The organism is Candidatus Roizmanbacteria bacterium (genome assembly GCA_016700135.1).
In the GTDB taxonomy this organism is placed as follows: Bacteria; Patescibacteriota; Microgenomatia; order UBA1406; family GWC2-37-13; genus UBA1450.
This window is the reverse complement of record CP065004.1, coordinates 24,507-43,145: the sequence shown is the minus strand read 5'-3', so window position 1 is coordinate 43,145 and position 18,639 is coordinate 24,507. Positions and strand designations below refer to the sequence as shown.

General features: G+C 42.0%; 20 protein-coding genes. 14 read left to right on the top strand and 6 right to left on the bottom strand.

The features are described 5' to 3' along the window. Positions 1-29 precede the first annotated feature (29 nt). On the bottom strand, positions 30-725 hold the full coding sequence (locus IPM65_00205; GenBank protein ID QQS44022.1) for a 50S ribosomal protein L25: 696 nt from the start codon (positions 723-725) through the stop codon (positions 30-32). After that, a complete protein-coding gene (locus IPM65_00200; protein ID QQS44021.1) occupies positions 725-3,004 on the bottom strand; it encodes a DUF4012 domain-containing protein in 2,280 nt (759 codons plus the stop codon). The genes IPM65_00205 and IPM65_00200 overlap by 1 nt, the downstream gene beginning before the upstream one ends. Positions 3,005-3,054: 50 nt before the next feature. On the opposite strand from IPM65_00200, the gene IPM65_00195 reads away from it, so the two are divergent. Both IPM65_00195 and thpR read left to right on the top strand, forming a co-directional pair. Beyond that, positions 3,055-3,522 (top strand): adenylyltransferase/cytidyltransferase family protein, encoded by a 468-nt coding sequence (locus IPM65_00195; GenBank protein ID QQS44020.1) that lies wholly within the window; start codon positions 3,055-3,057, stop codon positions 3,520-3,522. 23 nt (positions 3,523-3,545) lie between these two features. Then, positions 3,546-4,097, top strand: coding sequence for an RNA 2',3'-cyclic phosphodiesterase (thpR, locus tag IPM65_00190; GenBank protein ID QQS44019.1), 552 nt, complete (start codon positions 3,546-3,548; stop codon positions 4,095-4,097). Positions 4,098-4,102: 5 nt separating this feature from the next. Here the strand turns inward: thpR and IPM65_00185 are convergent, their stop codons facing one another. Continuing rightward, positions 4,103-4,294: a hypothetical protein gene (locus tag IPM65_00185; GenBank protein ID QQS44018.1), complete on the bottom strand. Its 192-nt coding sequence runs from the start codon at positions 4,292-4,294 to the stop codon at positions 4,103-4,105. Between the two features lie 22 nt (positions 4,295-4,316). Continuing rightward, positions 4,317-4,622, bottom strand: a complete 306-nt coding sequence (locus IPM65_00180) for a hypothetical protein (GenBank protein ID QQS44017.1) — start codon at positions 4,620-4,622, stop codon at positions 4,317-4,319. Positions 4,623-4,844: 222 nt separating this feature from the next. Between IPM65_00180 and IPM65_00175 the strand changes: the two genes are divergently transcribed. Genes IPM65_00175 through IPM65_00155 form a run of 5 tightly spaced genes read left to right on the top strand, consistent with a single transcriptional unit; the run spans position 4,845 to position 9,472 of the window. Next, the gene (locus IPM65_00175) at positions 4,845-5,996 is read left to right on the top strand and encodes a DUF3048 domain-containing protein (protein ID QQS44016.1); all 1,152 of its coding nucleotides are present in this window, start codon (positions 4,845-4,847) and stop codon (positions 5,994-5,996) included. 33 nt (positions 5,997-6,029) lie between these two features. After that, positions 6,030-6,605, top strand: a complete 576-nt coding sequence (locus IPM65_00170) for a hypothetical protein (GenBank protein ID QQS44015.1) — start codon at positions 6,030-6,032, stop codon at positions 6,603-6,605. A 9-nt stretch (positions 6,606-6,614) separates the two neighbouring features. Continuing rightward, positions 6,615-7,970, top strand: a complete 1,356-nt coding sequence (gene secD, locus IPM65_00165; GenBank protein ID QQS44014.1) for a protein translocase subunit SecD — start codon at positions 6,615-6,617, stop codon at positions 7,968-7,970. Positions 7,971-7,973: 3 nt separating this feature from the next. After that, entirely contained in the window at positions 7,974-8,846 is an 873-nt protein-coding gene (secF, locus tag IPM65_00160) for a protein translocase subunit SecF (GenBank protein QQS44013.1), read from the top strand. 2 nt (positions 8,847-8,848) lie between these two features. Further along, on the top strand, positions 8,849-9,472 hold the full coding sequence (locus tag IPM65_00155) for an MBL fold metallo-hydrolase (GenBank protein ID QQS44012.1): 624 nt from the start codon (positions 8,849-8,851) through the stop codon (positions 9,470-9,472). Here the strand turns inward: IPM65_00155 and IPM65_00150 are convergent. Further along, positions 9,453-10,805 carry a CCA tRNA nucleotidyltransferase gene (locus tag IPM65_00150; GenBank protein ID QQS44011.1) on the bottom strand — a complete coding sequence of 451 codons (1,353 nt, stop codon included), beginning with the start codon at positions 10,803-10,805 and terminating at the stop codon, positions 9,453-9,455. The two genes, IPM65_00155 and IPM65_00150, sit on opposite strands and share 20 nt — an antisense overlap. Before the next feature lie 14 nt (positions 10,806-10,819). Next, on the bottom strand, positions 10,820-11,677 hold the full coding sequence (locus tag IPM65_00145) for a deoxyribonuclease IV (GenBank protein ID QQS44010.1): 858 nt from the start codon (positions 11,675-11,677) through the stop codon (positions 10,820-10,822). Positions 11,678-11,795: 118 nt separating this feature from the next. Between IPM65_00145 and IPM65_00140 the strand changes: the two genes are divergently transcribed. From IPM65_00140 to efp, 7 genes are all read left to right on the top strand, one after another. Further along, complete coding sequence (locus IPM65_00140; protein ID QQS44009.1) at positions 11,796-12,773, top strand: serine hydrolase; 978 nt, start codon at positions 11,796-11,798, stop codon at positions 12,771-12,773. A 159-nt stretch (positions 12,774-12,932) separates the two neighbouring features. Beyond that, the gene (locus IPM65_00135) at positions 12,933-13,673 is read left to right on the top strand and encodes a hypothetical protein (protein ID QQS44008.1); all 741 of its coding nucleotides are present in this window, start codon (positions 12,933-12,935) and stop codon (positions 13,671-13,673) included. A gap of 21 nt (positions 13,674-13,694) precedes the next feature. Next, positions 13,695-14,180, top strand: a complete 486-nt coding sequence (locus tag IPM65_00130) for a nucleotide exchange factor GrpE (protein QQS44007.1) — start codon at positions 13,695-13,697, stop codon at positions 14,178-14,180. Between the two features lie 32 nt (positions 14,181-14,212). Next, positions 14,213-16,105 (top strand): molecular chaperone DnaK, encoded by a 1,893-nt coding sequence (dnaK, locus tag IPM65_00125; protein ID QQS44006.1) that lies wholly within the window; start codon positions 14,213-14,215, stop codon positions 16,103-16,105. Between the two features lie 63 nt (positions 16,106-16,168). Beyond that, entirely contained in the window at positions 16,169-17,017 is an 849-nt protein-coding gene (locus IPM65_00120; GenBank protein ID QQS44005.1) for a DnaJ domain-containing protein, read from the top strand. 6 nt (positions 17,018-17,023) lie between these two features. Further along, the gene (locus tag IPM65_00115) at positions 17,024-18,025 is read left to right on the top strand and encodes a hypothetical protein (protein ID QQS44004.1); all 1,002 of its coding nucleotides are present in this window, start codon (positions 17,024-17,026) and stop codon (positions 18,023-18,025) included. 23 nt (positions 18,026-18,048) lie between these two features. Next, a complete protein-coding gene (gene efp / locus IPM65_00110; protein QQS44003.1) occupies positions 18,049-18,615 on the top strand; it encodes an elongation factor P in 567 nt (188 codons plus the stop codon). Positions 18,616-18,639 lie beyond the last annotated feature (24 nt).

Here is an 18,639-nt window from a genome sequence, read left to right as displayed (position 1 = left end):
AGGTACCAGATGATAGAAAGAGATTGTCTTTATTTCTCTTCTTTCTCTCCGGCTTCGGCAGGTGCAGCTCCTTCGCCCTCAGCTCCTTCTTCACCTTCTTTTTCTGTCAGGATTTCCGGAGCTTCTGTTGTAGTCTCTGGTTCAATTTCTTCTTCGACGTGTTCGGTCACTGAAACGATAAGCATTTCAGGATCTTCATCAACTTCGTACGCGTCAGATTTGGCAAGATCGGAGACACGGATAGCGTCGCCGATTTCTTTCAAAACCGAAATATCGATCTCGATAGCATGGGGAATATTGGTCGGAAGTGCACTGACGACTACTTCCTCTACCTGAGTGAGAAGAACTCCGTTCTTTCGTTCGACAGCTTCGGATACGCCGATAAAATGCAGAGGCACACGTGCTTCAACTTTCTGTTTCAGGTTGACCTTCCGGAAGTCTACATGAAGAATTTCTTCCGTAACCGGATGATACTGGATATCCGAAACAAGGGTCGGATAATCGTTATCACCGACTTTGATGTAAATGACTGTCGTTTCACCAGCAGATTTAAAAAGATTATTAAAAACCTTTGCATCAACTGACAATGCAACGGAAGTAAAACTTTTCCCGAAAATATTTGCAGGGATCATTCCTTCTTTACGAAGTTTGCGTGTTTGTTTGCCGAACGTTTCTCGTGCTTGTGCTTCCAAGACGACTTTCTCAGCTGGTTGTGGTTGGGTCATTATTGGTTTTTAGTAAATTCTATCAGGAAAATCTTATCTGATGAAACTGAGGTATTATAGAGGATTTTATCACTCTCTGCAAGAGGAGAAAGATTATGTCGGGTCACCGAAATGTTTGACGGCACCTCAAAAGCAAACTGCAGATCATAATTCGGAGAGCCGATCTGTTTCTGCAGGATTAGCTGATATACTCCTGCTCCCTGGATAATAGTTGTCGGAAGACGGTATATGATCTCGACTTTCCGTTTTTCCTGCGGCTCAACAGTTAGGAGGAAACCGACAGTCTTGTAGGTAAAATTGGTTTCATCATATTCCTCAACCGGAGATCCGTCCACCGTTACACTTTGGATGAATGAATTCGGAGGAAGAAGAACCTGAAAATAATTTTTGTAGGTTCCCCCGGGAAACACCCCCTGATTGGAGTCATTGGAATACATAACTGAAAGCGTGTTCACTATCTTTCCCGAGGAATCAATCGAAACCTTCAGAGAAGTCGGCCGCTGGACGAAAAAATTTGCTTTGTTGACACCGAGGTTGGCGTCCAGCTGGTAAGCATAATCAGGAATACAGTGATCTGATACGGTACAGCTTGGTGACAACATACGTCCTGACCAGTACTGTTCCTCAAAAACCGATTGAAGCCCGGGGTCTTTGCTGTACAAAACCAGCTGCTTTTGATTCAGTGAATCTTTAATATTTGAAAAGAGCGCTTCCATATCGGCATCTGCCAGATGCAAAAGCATCTGATCCATTACATCGGATAAAAAGCTTTTTTTCTGTATCGATCCGGGGAAAAACTCTTCTTCGGCATATAGCTGTGCTTTCAGATAAAAATTCTCTGCGGTAATGGTATCTCGATAATCGGGAATATACAGACTGTCAACAGTACTCAAAATATTTTTCACTGCCGTTGTTGTGAGAAGCAGTCCTCCGTCAAAATCCGTTTCTCCGACTTCAATTTCCAGGAATTCCTCTGCCTGAGTGAAATTGTCGATAAAATCACCCGTAAATGCCGAATCACGAAGATACCAGAACGGTTGCTCCATAAATTTTGAAATCGGTTCGGGCGGGGCGATATGTGATGTCAACTGTCCGTCGGCATCGTACACGTCGTAGACCTGTATATCACCGATTGTGTAATTTGAAACATGAACAATAGCATATGATCCGATAAAACCACCTCCCGGCCGGAGTTCCATATTATTGGCAAATAACAGAAGATATTTTTTGTCCGTATCACGGGCAAGAAGAGTATCCAGATGAGGACCGATCGATTCATAAAAACCGAGAGACTGATCAATCTTCCTGAGTTTTTCTTTTGCGTCAGTCAGCTGTGCATTCCAGGTGGGCATCTTATTTTCCAGCAGGTCGATTTGTTCCCGGACATCAGTAACATTTGAATTCAGCCTTTCTTTTGCTTCTATGAGTTCGGTCACATCCTGATCAGACTTGTTTTTTTCAAAGATACCGTCGGCCAGCAACTTTGCATCCTGTTGAAGGTCAGATGCTTTGGACATAATGACGGATGCCGATGAGTTCAGTTGTATCAGATTCTCAAACGGCAAACCGATTGAAAAAAAGTACAAAACGGGTTTAGAAAAACTAAATAAACCTTCACCTGCAGCAAGCATTGCGCTGCCACGCTCAAGATGCGGTTCTGCGGTTTCAACATTCCCTTTAATCAACTGTTTGTAAGCGAAATAATGGGAGACAGTACTTCCGAGAAGAGGAATCATGAAAATAAATTGCGAGAAAACCAATAATGCTATACCGAATGAGACAAGTTTTCTGGGTGTAAGAAATTGTTTCCAGGAAAACGGCTTTTTTTTCGGTTTCGATTTTTTGACTTGTTCGAACGGTTGCTGATGGAAGATATGAAGAAATATATCCTCAGTCCGGGAAAAGGAAAACCAGAAAAGAGTATCGATATCTTTGTCATACTGTGCAGGACTGGTCTCAAGATTCAGTATTTTTATGTGCTGCAGTTTGTATTCATATGCAAACGAAGCATATGTCTGAGCAAGTTCATATTCATTAAACAGTATAAAAATAAACTTAGTATCAGTCAGGTTCTTTATTGACGGCAGGAGAATATCCGTGAATTGTACGAAGATACAGATATCATATTTGGAGTAATCCGTGACCGGAGTTGAAGTTGAAAATACATCCAAATTCATTTCTTTTAGCTTATTTTTAAGTTTTTTAAGAAACAGAGTGTCATGCGGAGCGACAATTAATGCTTTCTGTGATGTATCCTGTATTTCTGTTTTCAGCAACATATGATAGATTAAGACAACGGAATGAAGAGTTGGCTTGTTATAATTGTAATATGAAACAGAACATATGGAAATACGAGAGTGTCGAAAGCTTGCGTGATAAGTGGGACGGCAAGATTTCGGTATTATGCGGAGGCTGTTTTGATTTGATGCATTACGGACATTTCTCTTTTTTACGCGATGCCAAGGCAAGTGGAGATATTCTTATAATCGCTCTTGAATCGGATGAGGCGATAAATAAACGGAAACACCGTACTCCCATTCATTCCCAATTGCAGCGTGCTGAAATCCTAGCAAGTCTGGATGTAGTTGATTATGTTATACTGCTTCCTTTCTTCACCGAAGATAAGGAGTACGGTCGGATGGTTGAAGTGATCCGTCCGTCATTGGTTGCGGTTACCAAGGGAGATCCCAACATTGAGCGGAAACGAAAGCAGACGCTGGCTGTCGGGGCAGACGTTGTGGAGGTAAGTCCTTTGCTTGAAGCATTTTCAACTTCAAAAATTCTTAATTCGTTATAACTGTTATTAATTACTGAATTACTATGCGTTTATTTCTTGCGGCGGCTATTCCTGAAAATGTCGTATCGGAGCTTGATGCTTTGTATGACGGATTGAAACGGGATTACCATGAATTCAACTGGGTACCTCAAAAAAATTACCACGTGACGATTGCCTTTTTAGGCGAACGAAGTGAAGACAAAATGCCGTATATTATTGAAGCAATCGAGCGCTCGACGTTTGATATACAGCCGACAAGGCTTTTTGCACTTGAGACCGGGATGTTTGTTCATCAGGGAATTATTTTACGGCTTGCTTTCAGCCGGAATAAAGATTTTGAAAAGATCCGTGAGAGGACGGTCGACCTTTTCAGTATGGAGAAGGAAAATGATTTGAAAAAGAAATATATCCCGCATATGACACTGGCAAGATATAAATTGCCGTCAAAACAACAATATTTCCATCTGCGGAAAAAACTTCAGAGGTTGAACACTACAATCGAATTCCCGGTTACGGAAATCCATTTGTATAAAAGCATAACAAAGCCAACGAACCCAGAGTATGAAATTGTCCATACTTTTGAGCTCGTTGAGTGAGATAGTTATGAAATACTATCCCATGTTTCTTTGCTGACGAATTTGGTCAGTTTGACGCCGTCTTTTTCAGCTTTTACTGCATAACGAATTTGCTTGTCTCCACTTTTTGTTTCTCTTTCATAAGTTACTTTTTCAACCTGTGAAGAAGGAATAGAAACTTTTCGTCGGTTTTTTACGTCATAAAACTCAATGTCCATACTGTTCACCTCCTTTCCGAAATTAAAATGTTATTAAATTGGTAATATCGATAGCTCCCGAAATTTGCGCTACATATAGAGCGACCTGCACGCAGACGATAATCATAGTAATCATAAGAGATTTCAAAAGATCATTGCGAAAATATGCGGTATTCTGTTCCTCTTGGAGGAATACGGGTTTTGTTTCCGGGTGCTTTTTTTGGACAGCAGGTAAGGGTGTAGATTCCTTTGGCTCTGTCTGAACGGAAGTCGGTCGGATCACTTCCTGCTTTTTTTGAAGACGGTGACGCTGTGCCTCGATTTTTTGTTTTTTAGTTTTCTTAGGCATGATGACATTTAATCATATTGACAGTCCATATGCAAGAGGTTACAATGACCTTCGTCTTATGGGAACGGGGAATTACGAATGTTTATGAGAATTAAGGCTTTACAAAGCCTTAATTTTTTTATTTGAGTAGAGCACTGTTTTTTTCAGGAAACACATAAAAAAATGTATTACAATGTTCATACAGATGTAACTGTAGTCATTATTATTTGAGATATCCTTTACATGAACAAAAAAATTATATTGATTGTCGGTGCGGTAATTTATCTGGTGACCAGTTTCGGATCTTACAAATACTTCAGTGCAAATACAGTTGATACTTCTGAATATGAAGCTCCTGTCGTCGATGCAGACGGCAACGTTGTTGATACTGCCCCCAAGACTGAAGAATGTCCTCTCAACGGTAAAATGTATTCTAAAAATCAGCGTGCGAAATGGGAGAAAAGGAGACCTCTCGGTATTATGGTACAAAACAATACTGAAGCAAGACCTCAATCGGGATTGTCGAGCGCTGATATCGTCCATGAAGCAGTCGCGGAAGGCGGAATAACCCGTTTTCTTGTTATGTATTACTGCGATGAATCGAAAATTGTCGGATCGGTGCGATCGGCACGTATTTATTTTATAAGACTGCTGCAGGGATACGGCAATAACCCTCTTTACGGTCATGTCGGCGGTGCAAACACTCCGGGACCGGCAGATGCCCTGGGTGAGATCAAAAAACTCGGTTGGTTCGGATACAATGATATGGACCAGTTTGCCGTACCGTTCCCGAATTACTGGAGGGATTATGATCGTCTTCCCGGACGGGCGACTGAACACACGGTATATACAAATACATTGAAGCTCTGGGATTATGCCGCCAAAAATAGAGACCTTACAAACGTTGATGAAGATGGTGTCGCGTGGGACGAAGACTGGGAACCGTGGAATTTCCAGGATGATGCAAAAGAAGGATCGCGCGGAGATGTAGCAAAGATCAACTATGACTTCTGGGACAACAACCTGGGTTCGGCATATACAGTCCAGTGGAATTATGACGCCGTAACCAATAGCTACAAGCGTGTTAACGGCGGAGACCCTCATGTAGATAAAAATACGGAAGAACAATTAGCATCCAAAAATGTTATCGTTGCTTTTGCAAATGAAAGTGTCGCAAATGACGGCTACGAGCACGGAGAACATATGCTGTATGATGTTATCGGTTCCGATGATGCCATTATTTTCCAGAACGGTGAAGCTATAGAAGGTACGTGGAAAAAGCCGAAAGCCACCGATATGATGCGTTTTTATGACTCGAAGGGGAAGGAAATTGATCTTGTCCGCGGACAGATCTGGATTTCGATCCTTCCTTCAGGCAACAAAGTTACCTATTAAGCATTATAATTGGACTAATTAATTGAAGCGATTATGTTAGAAAATCTCATACCGTCAAAAGTACGCAGGAAAATACTTGAACTTTACTACCATAATATTGATCAAACGTATTATCTGCGAGAAATTGTGAGATTGACTGATGAAGAGGTAAACGCCGTCAAGCGCGAACTTGATATTCTCCATGAATCCAAAGTCCTTACCCGCGAACGGCGTACAAATAAAGTATTTTATGCTCTTAATAAGAATTTCCCTCTTTTTGATGAGTTCCTGAGAATATTTACCAAGCAGACGACGCTTGCTCAGCTGATTTATAAAAATATCAGCCGTCTCGGGAAGATCAAATTTATTGCCGTATCGACAAAATTTTCAAAGAAGATCGCAGTTAAAGAAGACGAAATTTATGTACTTCTCGTGGGTATTGTCGTCATTCCTGAAGTTGAAAGTATAATGCAGGCGGCAAAAAAGGACCTCGGCTGGGATATCAATTATACCGTCATGCAGGAGGATGAACTTCAGTTCAGAAAACGTAATAATGATCCTTTCATTTGGAAATTCCTGAAACAGCCGAAGATCATGCTTGTCGGCCAGGAAGAGGAACTATTGAAATAATAAGAGATTATGAAATACATAAAGTACCTTTTTATCGCACTGCTTGCCTTGCTTATCTTATGGATAGATCTTCCCCGTCCGATTCCGATCAGATTTAATGCATTCGGCCGTGAAGTAAATACCAGAATCCCGACTCTTGCGTTTACTATGCAGCTTGGAGATCGGATTATCCGAAAGGAATTTAAAACTCAGCTTGGTTTGGATTTGAAGGGAGGAAGCCATCTCGTTTTTGAAGCCGATACTTCAAAAGTTTCTTCTGCAGATCTTGAAGATGCTTTGACATCTTCACGTGATATTATTGAACGCCGTGTCAATATGTTCGGCGTATCCGAACCCGTTGTCAGGACTGTCCAGTCAGGAGAGATATATCGGATTGAAGTCGATCTCCCGGGTGTGACGGATGTCGCTCAGGCGTCGTCTCTGATCGGACAGACAGCGCAGCTTCATTTTAAGGAAAAAGGCGAGCAAACGGAAGAAGAGGCGACTCAAAGCGCGGGACTTGCATTTCTGAATCTTAGGCAGGAAACCGGACTGACTGGAAAAGACGTCACAAAGGCAACGGTCGTTTTTGATCAGCAGAACGGTCAGCCTCAGGTGCAGTTGGATTTTACGGCTGAGGGGAAAAAGAAGTTTGCAGAGATCACCAAACGCAATGTCGGCGAACCCGTAGGGATATATCTTGATGAGATACTCATATCTGCACCTGTTGTACAGCAGGAAATTCGGGACGGGAATGCGGTCATCTCCGGAAATTTCCGTGTAGAAGATGCCAAACAACTTGCAACTGCAATCAATTCAGGCGCGCTTCCTCTTCCGATCAAACTCGTTGAACAGAGGAGCATCGGTCCGTCGCTCGGAGCGGTAGAAGTCCAGAGAAGTGTTATTGCCGGGATCGTCGGACTGGGAATGGTGCTTACTTTCATGATAGCCTATTACGGCAGGCTCGGAGTTATTGCCGGGATCGGGCTTATTATCTACGGCCTTATCACCTTTGCGATTTTCCGTGCTATTCCGATCGTTCTGACGCTTCCGGGAGTAGCCGGTTTTCTTCTTTCGATCGGTATGGCAGTTGATTCGAATATTCTTATTTTTGAGAGAATCAAGGAAGAGCAGCGAAAGGGAAAATCATTTGAAGCAGCTATCCGAATCGGATTCGGTCGTGCAATTGACGCTATTAAAGATGCCAATGTCACCACATTGCTGGTAGCCTTTATTCTCTTTAATCCGTTGAATTGGGAATTTCTTCCGCAGTTCGGTTTAGTGAGGGGATTTGCTTTGACTCTTGCCGTCGGAGTTGCGACGAGCCTATTTACCGGTGTAGTCATCACAAATAGACTTATTAAAACCTTTTATACGTATAAATAGACTATGTTCGATTTTATTAAATACTGGAAAATATATGCTGCAGTATCGGCAACAGTCATTCTGCTCGGGCTGTTTTCGATTTGGAAATGGGGGTACGTGTACTCTATCGATTTTGTAGGCGGCACCAATCTGGAGTATCAATTCAATCCGGGAGTGACGAAACAGCAGGTAGAGGAAGTATTGGAGCAATCAGATGTGGAAATAGTGACCCTCGAACAGCGCACGGATAATACTTTTTTTATCAGACTGTCTGCAATAGACGAACAGAAAGAAGACTCTCTCCGTCAGGTTTTGCAAAACAGTCTGGAAAGTGAAATTACGGTTATCCGTACCGAAACGGTCGGACCGACCATCGGTGCTGAAACATTGAGAAAAACCGCAATTGCTGCAGGGATTGCCGTTGTCGGAATCCTACTTTACATTGCCTGGGCGTTTAGGAATGTTAATTTTGCACTTGCAGCAATTACTGCATTGCTTCACGACGTACTTGTCGTTGTCGGCACATACTCAATCATTTCACACTTTTTCGGAGCGGAGCTTGACACGTTGTTTGTCACGGCTCTTTTGACAACCATGTCATTTTCAGTTCATGATACGATTGTCGTTTTTGATCAGATCAGAGAATACCGGAAGAAGCATGGTGTAGGGCATATTGAAGAATTTGCAAATAAAGCACTGACTGACACGATGGTTCGCTCGCTGAATAATTCGTTTACTATCATGTTTATGCTCCTTGCCCTTGTCCTTTTGGGCGGAGTTACGGTCCGGTATTTTGCAGTTGCGCTTCTTATCGGGACTATTACCGGTACTTATTCATCTCCTTTTGTTGCAACTCCGGTTGCAGTCTGGCTTGAGAAGCGAAGGCTGAGCAAGTAATCATGAAAATCCAATCCTTCTCTCTCGGGCAGATGCAGGCGAATTGTTACCTTCTTGAAGAAGAGGGGAAAGCACTTCTTATCGACCCTGCCGATTCCGCCGATTTTATTCTTGAACAAATACAAAGGCAAAATCTTGAACTTATCGGAATCATTGCCACACACGGGCATTTTGATCATGTTATGGCAGTGGGGGAAATACAGATGTCGTATCCACATCTGTCACTTCACATAAACAAAAAAGACACATTCCTTCTTGAACGGCTTCCGGAAACAGCCAGGCATTTTTTAGGATTTGATCCGACAGTTGTTCCTGTCAGGCTTACTGCTGATCTTCCTGAGGGAGCATTTAATATCGATGATTTCAGTTTTGAGGTGATACACACCCCGGGTCATACGCCCGGGAGTATCTGTCTGTACTTCCAAAATCAGGGATTGTTGTTTAGCGGTGATACTTTGTTTCAAAACAGTATCGGGAGATATGACTTTTCATATAGTGACAAAGATGAACTGAAAAAATCACTTAAAAAAATACTGAAGCTACCCGTAGAAACAAGAATATTTCCGGGGCATGGGGAAGAAACACTCGTGGATTATGAAAAAGGAATTATTGATCTGTATTTTTGAGTTCCCGCAGGCGAGCAAGAAGTGCTTCGCGTTCATTTGGTATCTTTTCATCATCTACTTCCTCAAAAATCTGATCCATAATGTCTCCGATCTTCGGTCCGGGTTTGATCCCTAAAACTTCCATCACATCATGACCTGTGATTTTCAGGTCATGTACTGTGAAAGGGACATTCTGAACTTCTACAAGACGCTTTTTAAAAAGTTCTGTCCGCCAGGAAGTTTCTTTGGAACCTGAACCGAGCCGGTCTCCGGTTCGCAGAGCAAGCATATCATCGATGTTCTCAACTCCGATCTGCCTGATAAATCTTCTGATAGCCTTATCAGTCTGCTCTTCCGTGACAGTAAATTGATGGTGCCGCACAAGGAGAACCAGTTTTTTCTTTTGATCCTTAGAAAGCTTAAATCGGTCCGCAATCTCCGCTGCCATTTTTTCTCCGACTACTTCATGATTATAAAAGGTGATAATCTCCGTTTTCGGATCTTTACGATATGTTTCGGCCTTGCCGATATCGTGAATCAGTGTCGCAAAGCGTGTTATGACATCATCCGATGGACAATTCCGCAGTGATTCGACAAGATGAGTTCCCACGTCATAAATGTGATGCCTCTCAGGGCTTTTTTGATCAACATCGAAGTTTTTCTCAACCTCGGGAAGAATATGCTTCAGTATTCCCGTAGAGCGAAGAAGCAGTATCCCTTCTGCGGAGTGAGAAGATACAAGCAGTTTGAAAAATTCATCCCGGATACGTTCTCCTGAAATCTGATTTATTTTTTCTGCATTTTTCAGTATTGACTTCAATGTATGTTCTTCAATCTCAAATCCGAGCTGAGCTGCCTGACGTACTGCTCTCATAAGTCTCAATGCATCTTCTCCGAACCGGATGTCAGGATCACCGACTGCACGAATTACTTTTGCCTTAATATCGTTTTGACCGTTGTAAGGATCTACTGTTTGTGCTCCGTCGTATGCGATTGCATTGATAGTAAAATCACGACGGGCTAAATCATCAGTAATAGTGTCTGACCAGGTCACTTCGTCGGGGTGGCGTGCGTTTGTGTATCCCGACTCTTTTCTGTAAGTTGTGACTTCAAATATGTGTTGGGTATCATCCATTTCTATCGGAATCCCAACGGTTCCGAATGTATTATTGTAGAAACTGTGCGGGAACATCTTCCGGATTTCTTCAGGCTTAGCATTTGTTGTGAAATCCCAGTCTGAGACGGGAACATCCATCAAAAGTCCGCGTACCGTTCCCCCGACAATAAATATTTCAAAATTTTGATCACGGAATTTCTTCATGAAGTCTGTGATTTTCTCGGGGAGGTGTAGCATGGGATTATTATACTTCATTGCGTTATCAAACTCTTGAGGATGTCAATATTTTCTTTATCAGGCCCCTTACTGTCAAAGCCAGGTGTCTCAATAATAAATGGGATATGACAGGTTTTCGGGTGATTCAGAAAATTCTTAAAAACATCACGTCCGACAAATCCTTCCCCAATATTTTCATGACGGTCACGCAGGTCATTGAGCTTATCACGGCTGTCATTCATGTGGATGACTTCAAGTTTATTGAGCCCGATCTTTTTTTCAAAATCGTCAAGGAAAGATTCAAACTGTTCCATGCTCACGAGATCATATCCTGCTGCATGGAGATGACAGGTATCAAGACAGATTCTTACACGAGGGTCATTGACATCTTCAACTATTTCTGCAAGCTGATCAATTGTTTGTCCGATTTTTCTGTTGCCGGCATTCTCCAAAATAAGTAGGGTATTATCAGGAGTTTCAGACAGGACTTTTTTAATGTTTTTTAGGAGAGTCGGGTAGTATTGTTCATCCCGGCAGCTAACGGTTTTATCTTTATTCTTAAAAGATCCCGTGTGCACGATGCTTCCCACAACTTCAAGGCGTGCAGCAAGCTCAAGTTCATGAGTAAGAGCTGCAACTGATTTTTGTCCGGTGATGCCGGGATCAGCAAGATTGACCAGATATAAAGCATGAAAGTATACAGGACGTATCTTAAGCTCGTTTTTCAGTGCGGTGAACTTCTCAGTTGTTTTTTTGTCAACCTGAGCCGGACTCCACGTGAAAGGAGAACTGGAAAATATTTGAAGACAATTCCCTCCTTTGGTATTAATGCTCTCAAGCGCCTTATGATAACCTCCTGATGTTGACTGATGTGCACCGATTCGCTGTTTCATACTGATGTGAATTGATATATTGCTTTCTAATATGGCTCCTTTATAATGAGAAATTGTTATCTATCTTTTTATGATAAATCTCCTTAAAAAGTATAAAAACTTTATTATACTCGCATCAATGTTTTTTTTCGGCCTGTTTATTGGGGTCTTAGGCTTTAGAATCTACACAATTACTGAAGAAAAATCACACATATTTTCTTCGATTTTACATGATCCGACAAGTGGAGTATTCACGAATCCGATACTTGATTGTGAATTTTTTCAAAATGATGAATTCACGTCGTTTCGTAAACTGGAATACAAAATTAATGATTTAATAGAGGAAGAGGAGAAAAATGAAAACGTTGATAGGGTTTCCGTCTATTTCCGGGATATGAATACCGGTGCGTGGGTGGGAGTGAACGAGAAGGAAGCTTTCTCTCCTGCGAGTCTTCTAAAGGTACCCGTAATGATGGTTTATTATAAACTTGCAGAGAAAGATCCGACTCTTTTATCAAAGGATTTGGAATTTCATTCGGATGACTTTGCATCTGTTAGCCTTACCCAGAATATAGTCCCTACGGAAACCTTATTGGAGAATCAGAAGTATAAAGTATCTGACCTGATTTCACGTATGATCATCAACTCTGATAATCAATCACAATTCCTATTAATCAGTCAGTTACCACAATCTGATATGGATATGGTATATGTAGATTTGGGAATTACTATTCCTGGTGTACGTAGTACCGAAGATTTTATGACGGTGAAGGAGTATGCTTCATTTTTCCGGATTTTGTATAATGCCACTTACCTTACAAGAGAGTATTCAGAGCAGGCGCTAAGTATCCTTTCTAAAGTCGAATATACTAGTGCTCTTCGTGCGGGGATTCCCGACGATATTATTCTTGCTCATAAGTTCGGAGAAAGAGGATACACGACTGAAGACGGAAGAGCGACACAACAACTCCATGATTGCGGAATCGTTTATTATCCAGAGCGTCCGTATTTGCTCTGTGTCATGACAAGCGGCGAAGATCTTACGAGGTTGAGTGCGACAATTAAGAAAGTATCTGAACTTGTATATCAAGAAGTCGATTCTCTGCCTGCAAAATAATATCTGCTTGACATGTATTAGCAGAGTTGCTATATTAATGCTAATAATGAAGAAATATATAGGATACTGATATCCTGTATTGTTTGTTCTGTCTTTGAAAATCATCGGAAGATAGAAGTTATAGCAATTTTCTTCGTTAATCGCTAGTTGTATACCAACATGGATGAACTAACACAACGTCAAATTGATATTCTGACGGCAATTATTAAAGAGCATACCGAAACCGGACAGGCAGTTGGTTCGGAGATTATCGAAAAGAAATATAAACTGGGAGTATCTCCGGCAACGATCCGTAATGAAATGGTTGCATTGGAAAAAAAAGCCTACCTGCAGAAAACTCATTTTTCTTCCGGCAGACTCCCTTCTCCTAAGGGTTATCGTTTTTATATCAACAACGTCATGCGTGAAAAGGAGTTGTCAACTGTAGACGAGGTGGCATATAAACACAGTATCTGGGATGAAAGACAAAAAAAACATCGTGTCCTGTCCCAAGCAGCGCGTGTGTTGGCACAGCGGACTGGCCTCCTCTCACTTGTGGCTACCAACTCCGGTGACTTGTATTATGCGGGTATCGGTCACATTTTGGAGCAGGATGAATTCCTCAATCTGGATGTCTCAAAAACTCTTTTTAACAGACTGGATGAAATCAATTTCTGGGAAGAGATTTTAAGACAAGCTTTGGTAATAGATCAGGATCTGCTTTTTATCCTGGGGCCGGAGGATTTCAGAGATCCTGTTTTTGACAATTGTGCCAGTATTTTCGGCGATTTTGAGACTCCGACTACTAGGGGTATTATCGGTATCGTCGGTCCCAAGCATTTACATTATGATACTATTGTTCCTCAGGTTCGTTTTTTTTCGCACCTTATTGAGGACATCATAAAAGAGTATTCGGAGTAATTACCTATTTTGATGAGAACTATGTCAAAAAAACAGAAACAGGAGAAGCATCCCGTTCAGGAAGAATCAGTACAGGATGAACAAACGCAAAACGATGAACTGAGCCAGGAAGTTGAACAGTACAAAAATTTATATTTACGTGCGCTTGCGGATTACAAAAATCTGGAGCATCGGATGAATCAGGAGAGGCAGAGGATGAGGGTATCACTCAAAAAAGATATCATTTATACACTTCTTCCCGTTCTTGACAACCTGAATCAGGCGGAAGTGTTCAATCAGGATCCCGGACTGAAGATGATAAGCGGCTCATTCAAAAAGGCACTTGAAGAGTTGGGTGTGAAAGAGCTGGATCTTATGGGAACTGAATATAACCCTGAAACGGCAGAAGTTGTAGATGTGATAGAAGGAAAAGAAGATAATATCGTGATTGATATCTTACAGAAAGCATATCAACTGGACGGACAGATCATAAGACCGGGCAAAGTACGGGTCAGTAAAAAATCATAAGCAATCTGTATTAATAATTTCATTTTAAACGTATGTCAAAAACAATCGGAATAGATTTAGGAACAACAAACTCAGCGGTTGCCGTCATGGAGGCAGGCAAACCGAAAATTATTTATTCTCAGGAAGGTCGTAACGTCATTCCTTCAGTTGTAGATCCGACTAAACGAATCGTCGGAGACGTGGCAAAACGACAGCTTGTACTCAACCCGACAAAAACCATTTATTCAATTAAACGATTGATGGGTCGCAGAATTGACGATAAGGCTGTTAAAAAAGAGCAGGATTTTCTTCCGTATAAAATCGTGGAAGGAGCTGAGGGGCGTGTTGCTGTGGAAGTGGAAGGGAAAAAATATACACCTGAAGAAGTGTCAGCCATGATTTTGAAGAAAATCAAAGAAGATGCTGAGGCGTATCTCGGAGAAAAAGTGGAGAAAGCCGTAATTACCGTTCCCGCATATTTTGATGATTCTCAAAGACAGGCAACGAAACAGGCAGGACAGATCGCAGGACTGGAAGTCGAGCGTATTCTGAATGAGCCGACTGCAGCGGCACTTGCTTACGGATTGGAAAAATCTCACGCACATACAATTGCTGTTTATGATTTGGGTGGCGGTACGTTTGATATCACTATCCTAGAGCTTGGTGACGGTGTATTTGAGGTAAAAGCTACAAACGGAGATACTCATCTCGGCGGTGACGATTTTGATCAGGCGCTTATCAACTACATTGCTGATGAATTCAAGAAAGAACATGGTGTAGACCTTCGTAAAGATACCCAAGCATTGCAGAGATTAAAAGAAGCAGCAGAAAAGGCTAAGATTGAGCTTTCCTCATCACAGGAAGCGGAGATAAACCTTCCTTACGTTACGGTACAGGACAATCAGCCGCTGCATCTTGTCCAGAAGATCACCCGTGCAAAGTTTGAATCGCTTGTAGATGAACTGATCCAGCAAAGTTTTGGACCGGTGCGTGATGCATTAAAAGATGCAGGCATCGAAGCAAAAGACGTCAATGAAGTTATCATGGTCGGAGGTATGACCCGAATGCCGAAAATTATTGAGGAAGTCAAAAAGTTTTTCGGAAAAGATCCCAACAGATCAGTCAATCCTGATGAAGTCGTCGCAATCGGCGCCGCAATTCAGGCAGGAATTCTGACAGGAGAGGCAAAAGATGTTGTCCTTCTTGATGTGACTCCCCTTACTCTCGGTGTTGAAACATTGGGAGGAGTGATGACGCCTCTTATTGAACGGAATACCACGGTCCCGACTTCAAAATCGGAAGTATTCTCAACCGCACAGGACAATCAAACCCAGACGCAGATTCACGTGCTCCAGGGCGAACGCCCGATGGCACGGGACAATAAATCTCTCGGTACATTTACTTTGGACGGTATTCCGCCGGCCCCGCGGGGAGTGCCGCAGATAGAAGTTACGTTTGATCTTGATGCGAACGGCCTTTTGACGGTCACCGCAAAAGATAAAGCAACCGGGAAATCTCAAAGTATTACCATTAAAGGCGGTACCGGACTTTCCGAAGAAGAAATTGAAAAGATGAAGAAAGCGGCTGAAGAACATGCTGAGGAAGATAAAAAGGCAAAAGAAAAAGTTGAGGCAAGAAACAAGGCCGAACATCTGATTTACACTGCAGAAAAAGCCGTGAAAGATGCCGGTGACAAACTTGACGCAAAAATCAAAGATCAGGTTGAAACACAGGTCAAAGAACTGAAAGATCTTGTTGCGAAAGAAGAGTCTTCTGCAGAAGAGATCGACAAAAAGGCGGAAGAACTTTCGACTTCTCTGCAGCAGATCGGTCAGGCAGCATATCAAAGTCAGTCTCAGGAGGCCGGTACATCAGAAAAAAAAGATGAAAGCAAGAAAGATGACGAAAAGAAAGGTGATGTTGAAGAGGGAGAAGTGGTAGAATAAGACAGAATTGAAACAACCTGAGGGGCGAAAACGCGTTTTCGCCCCTCATTTATTTGTATATCTATGAAAGATTATTACGAAACTCTTGGTATATCCAAAAACGCTACACAAAAAGAAATAAAATCCGCTTATCGTAAGCTTGCATTGAAGTGGCATCCTGACCGGAATAAAGAACCTGATGCTGAAAAAAAATTCAAAGAGATCAATCAGGCATACGGAGTCCTGTCTGATGAAAAAAAGCGTCAGATGTATGATCAGATGGGTCATCAGGCTTATACTTCAGGCGGAGCCAGGGCATCAGGAGGTCCGGGAGGACAGGGACCGTTCGGTGGTCAGTATTACTATACCAATATGGGAGGTCAGGGATTTGATTTTGATTTCGGCGGAATGGATCCGTTTGATATTTTTGAGCAGTTTTTCGGAGCTCGGTCTCCTTACGGCTCACAGCGACAGACACGATCAGTTTATCAGATGAACTTGAGTTTTGATGAAGCTGTCAAAGGTGTCACAAAGTCGACGGTCATAAACGGGAAAGAACATAAAATCAAAGTTCCCGCAGGTGTCGATTCGGGTTCAAGAATTCGATTTTCGGAGTTTGATGTCGTTGTTGAAGTGAAGCCGGATCCCCGTTTCAAGCGACAGGGTCAGGATATCATAACCGAACAGGAAATCTCATTCCCTCAGGCAACGCTCGGTGATGTTGTCACCATAAAAACAATCGACGATGAAGTGAAACTGAAAATCAAACCAGGGACACAGTCAGGAATGACCGTGCGCCTCCGTGAAAAAGGCATGCCTTATCCCAACTCCAAGCAACGCGGTGATCACTACGTCGTATACAAAATCAAAACTCCGACAAAACTCTCGGGGAAAGCAAAAAAACTTATTGAAGAACTCAAGAGTGAGTTATAACTCCTTATGAACATAAAAACGCACGGAGATCATATCTCTTTATATAAACAGTACATTTCTTACGTACATGCAGTTCATGAATACCTGCAATCAAAAGGATATCTACAGCTTGATTTGCCGGTCCTCTCGCCGGCACTTATCCCTGAAAGCTATCTTGAAGTGTTTGAGACAGAGTTCAGATATATGGATCGCAAAGAAAAACTGTATCTGACTCCGTCTCCCGAACTTTTTATCAAACGGCTTCTTGCTGAAGGTATTGGGGATTGTTACTATCTCGGCAGTTCTTTCAGAAACAGTGAACCGAACTCTCCGAAACACCTTCCGGAGTTTACGATGCTGGAACTCTATAAAGTCCGTGAAACCTACAAATATATGGCAAAAGAAGTCTTGGAAATGCTTAGATTTGTGTCCAGAAAACTTCACGGTTCGACACATATAACTTATAATGGAAAACGGATTTCACTTGATTCCTGGGAAGGACTGACTGTCGCTGAAGCGTTTCAGAAATACGCATCGGTTTCTGAGTCAGAGCTTTTTGATACGAAAGCATTTTTAAAGAAGGCAGCGGGAAAAGGATATGTAGTCAATGGATTTTCTTATGAAGATGTCTGGTCTCAAATGTACACTCAGGAAATTGAACAGCATCTCGGTACAAACGGACATCCTACCGTATTGTATGATTACCCGGTTTGTTTTGCGGCACTTTCGACCCCCAACCCTGACGGAAAAACCGCTCAAAGATTTGAATTTTATATAGAAGGAGTCGAACTCGGCAACTGTTATTCGGAACTGACTGACACTGATTTACAGGACAAACGTCTTTCCGATGAATATGAAGAACGGAAAAAGTCTGGTAAAATAGATCATCCGATTGACCGCGGATTTGTTGATGCATTGCGAAAAGGACTTCCAGTCAGCACAGGTATAGCAATCGGCGTCGAAAGACTGGGAATGGTTTTGTTGGATGCACAATCCATCGAAGATCTGAAATTAATCACAATTTCTTAAATTATTAGCATTTTTTTCAATTTATGGCAGTACAGGCAGGTAATCTTAAAAAAGGCGAGTTTATTATGTATCAGGGCGATATTTGGCAGGTACAGAAGACGGAATTTTATTCTCCCGGCAAAGGTTCGGCTTTGATGAGAACCAAAATAAAGAATGTATCATCGGGAAAAACAATTGACTATACGTTCAAATCAAATGAATTTGTTGAAACCGTCGAGGTCAACAGTATCGAAATGCAGTATCTATATAAAGATGCTGAGAATGCTATTTTTATGGATCAGCAGTCATATAATCAATATGAGGTCCCGCTTGATATGGTCGGGGATATCATTCAGTTTTTTAAAGAAGGCGAAACAATGTATGTATACATGCAGGATGAAAAACCTTTGAGTGTTCGGCCTCCGGCCAGTGTGACGCTCAAAATAACGCAGACTGATGATGCTGCCCGAGGTGATACAGTCGGTAATGCGAAAAAAGAGGCAGAGGTTGAAACAGGTGCAAAAGTGATGGTTCCCCTCTTTATCAAACAGGGAGAGATTATCACTATCAATCCTGAAACGGGCGAGTATACCGGCCGCGCATCTCAGTGATAAGATTTTTTATAATCAGGTAAG

Coding starts and splice junctions, on each gene's coding strand:
- IPM65_00205 (QQS44022.1), bottom strand. CDS start 725: ATGACCCAACCACAACCAGCTGAGAAAGTCGTCTTGGAAGCACAAGCA.
- IPM65_00200 (QQS44021.1), bottom strand. CDS start 3,004: ATGTTGCTGAAAACAGAAATACAGGATACATCACAGAAAGCATTAATT.
- IPM65_00195 (QQS44020.1), top strand. CDS start 3,055: ATGAAACAGAACATATGGAAATACGAGAGTGTCGAAAGCTTGCGTGAT.
- thpR (QQS44019.1), top strand. CDS start 3,546: ATGCGTTTATTTCTTGCGGCGGCTATTCCTGAAAATGTCGTATCGGAG.
- IPM65_00185 (QQS44018.1), bottom strand. CDS start 4,294: ATGGACATTGAGTTTTATGACGTAAAAAACCGACGAAAAGTTTCTATT.
- IPM65_00180 (QQS44017.1), bottom strand. CDS start 4,622: ATGCCTAAGAAAACTAAAAAACAAAAAATCGAGGCACAGCGTCACCGT.
- IPM65_00175 (QQS44016.1), top strand. CDS start 4,845: ATGAACAAAAAAATTATATTGATTGTCGGTGCGGTAATTTATCTGGTG.
- IPM65_00170 (QQS44015.1), top strand. CDS start 6,030: ATGTTAGAAAATCTCATACCGTCAAAAGTACGCAGGAAAATACTTGAA.
- secD (QQS44014.1), top strand. CDS start 6,615: ATGAAATACATAAAGTACCTTTTTATCGCACTGCTTGCCTTGCTTATC.
- secF (QQS44013.1), top strand. CDS start 7,974: ATGTTCGATTTTATTAAATACTGGAAAATATATGCTGCAGTATCGGCA.
- IPM65_00155 (QQS44012.1), top strand. CDS start 8,849: ATGAAAATCCAATCCTTCTCTCTCGGGCAGATGCAGGCGAATTGTTAC.
- IPM65_00150 (QQS44011.1), bottom strand. CDS start 10,805: ATGCTACACCTCCCCGAGAAAATCACAGACTTCATGAAGAAATTCCGT.
- IPM65_00145 (QQS44010.1), bottom strand. CDS start 11,677: ATGAAACAGCGAATCGGTGCACATCAGTCAACATCAGGAGGTTATCAT.
- IPM65_00140 (QQS44009.1), top strand. CDS start 11,796: ATGTTTTTTTTCGGCCTGTTTATTGGGGTCTTAGGCTTTAGAATCTAC.
- IPM65_00135 (QQS44008.1), top strand. CDS start 12,933: ATGGATGAACTAACACAACGTCAAATTGATATTCTGACGGCAATTATT.
- IPM65_00130 (QQS44007.1), top strand. CDS start 13,695: ATGTCAAAAAAACAGAAACAGGAGAAGCATCCCGTTCAGGAAGAATCA.
- dnaK (QQS44006.1), top strand. CDS start 14,213: ATGTCAAAAACAATCGGAATAGATTTAGGAACAACAAACTCAGCGGTT.
- IPM65_00120 (QQS44005.1), top strand. CDS start 16,169: ATGAAAGATTATTACGAAACTCTTGGTATATCCAAAAACGCTACACAA.
- IPM65_00115 (QQS44004.1), top strand. CDS start 17,024: ATGAACATAAAAACGCACGGAGATCATATCTCTTTATATAAACAGTAC.
- efp (QQS44003.1), top strand. CDS start 18,049: ATGGCAGTACAGGCAGGTAATCTTAAAAAAGGCGAGTTTATTATGTAT.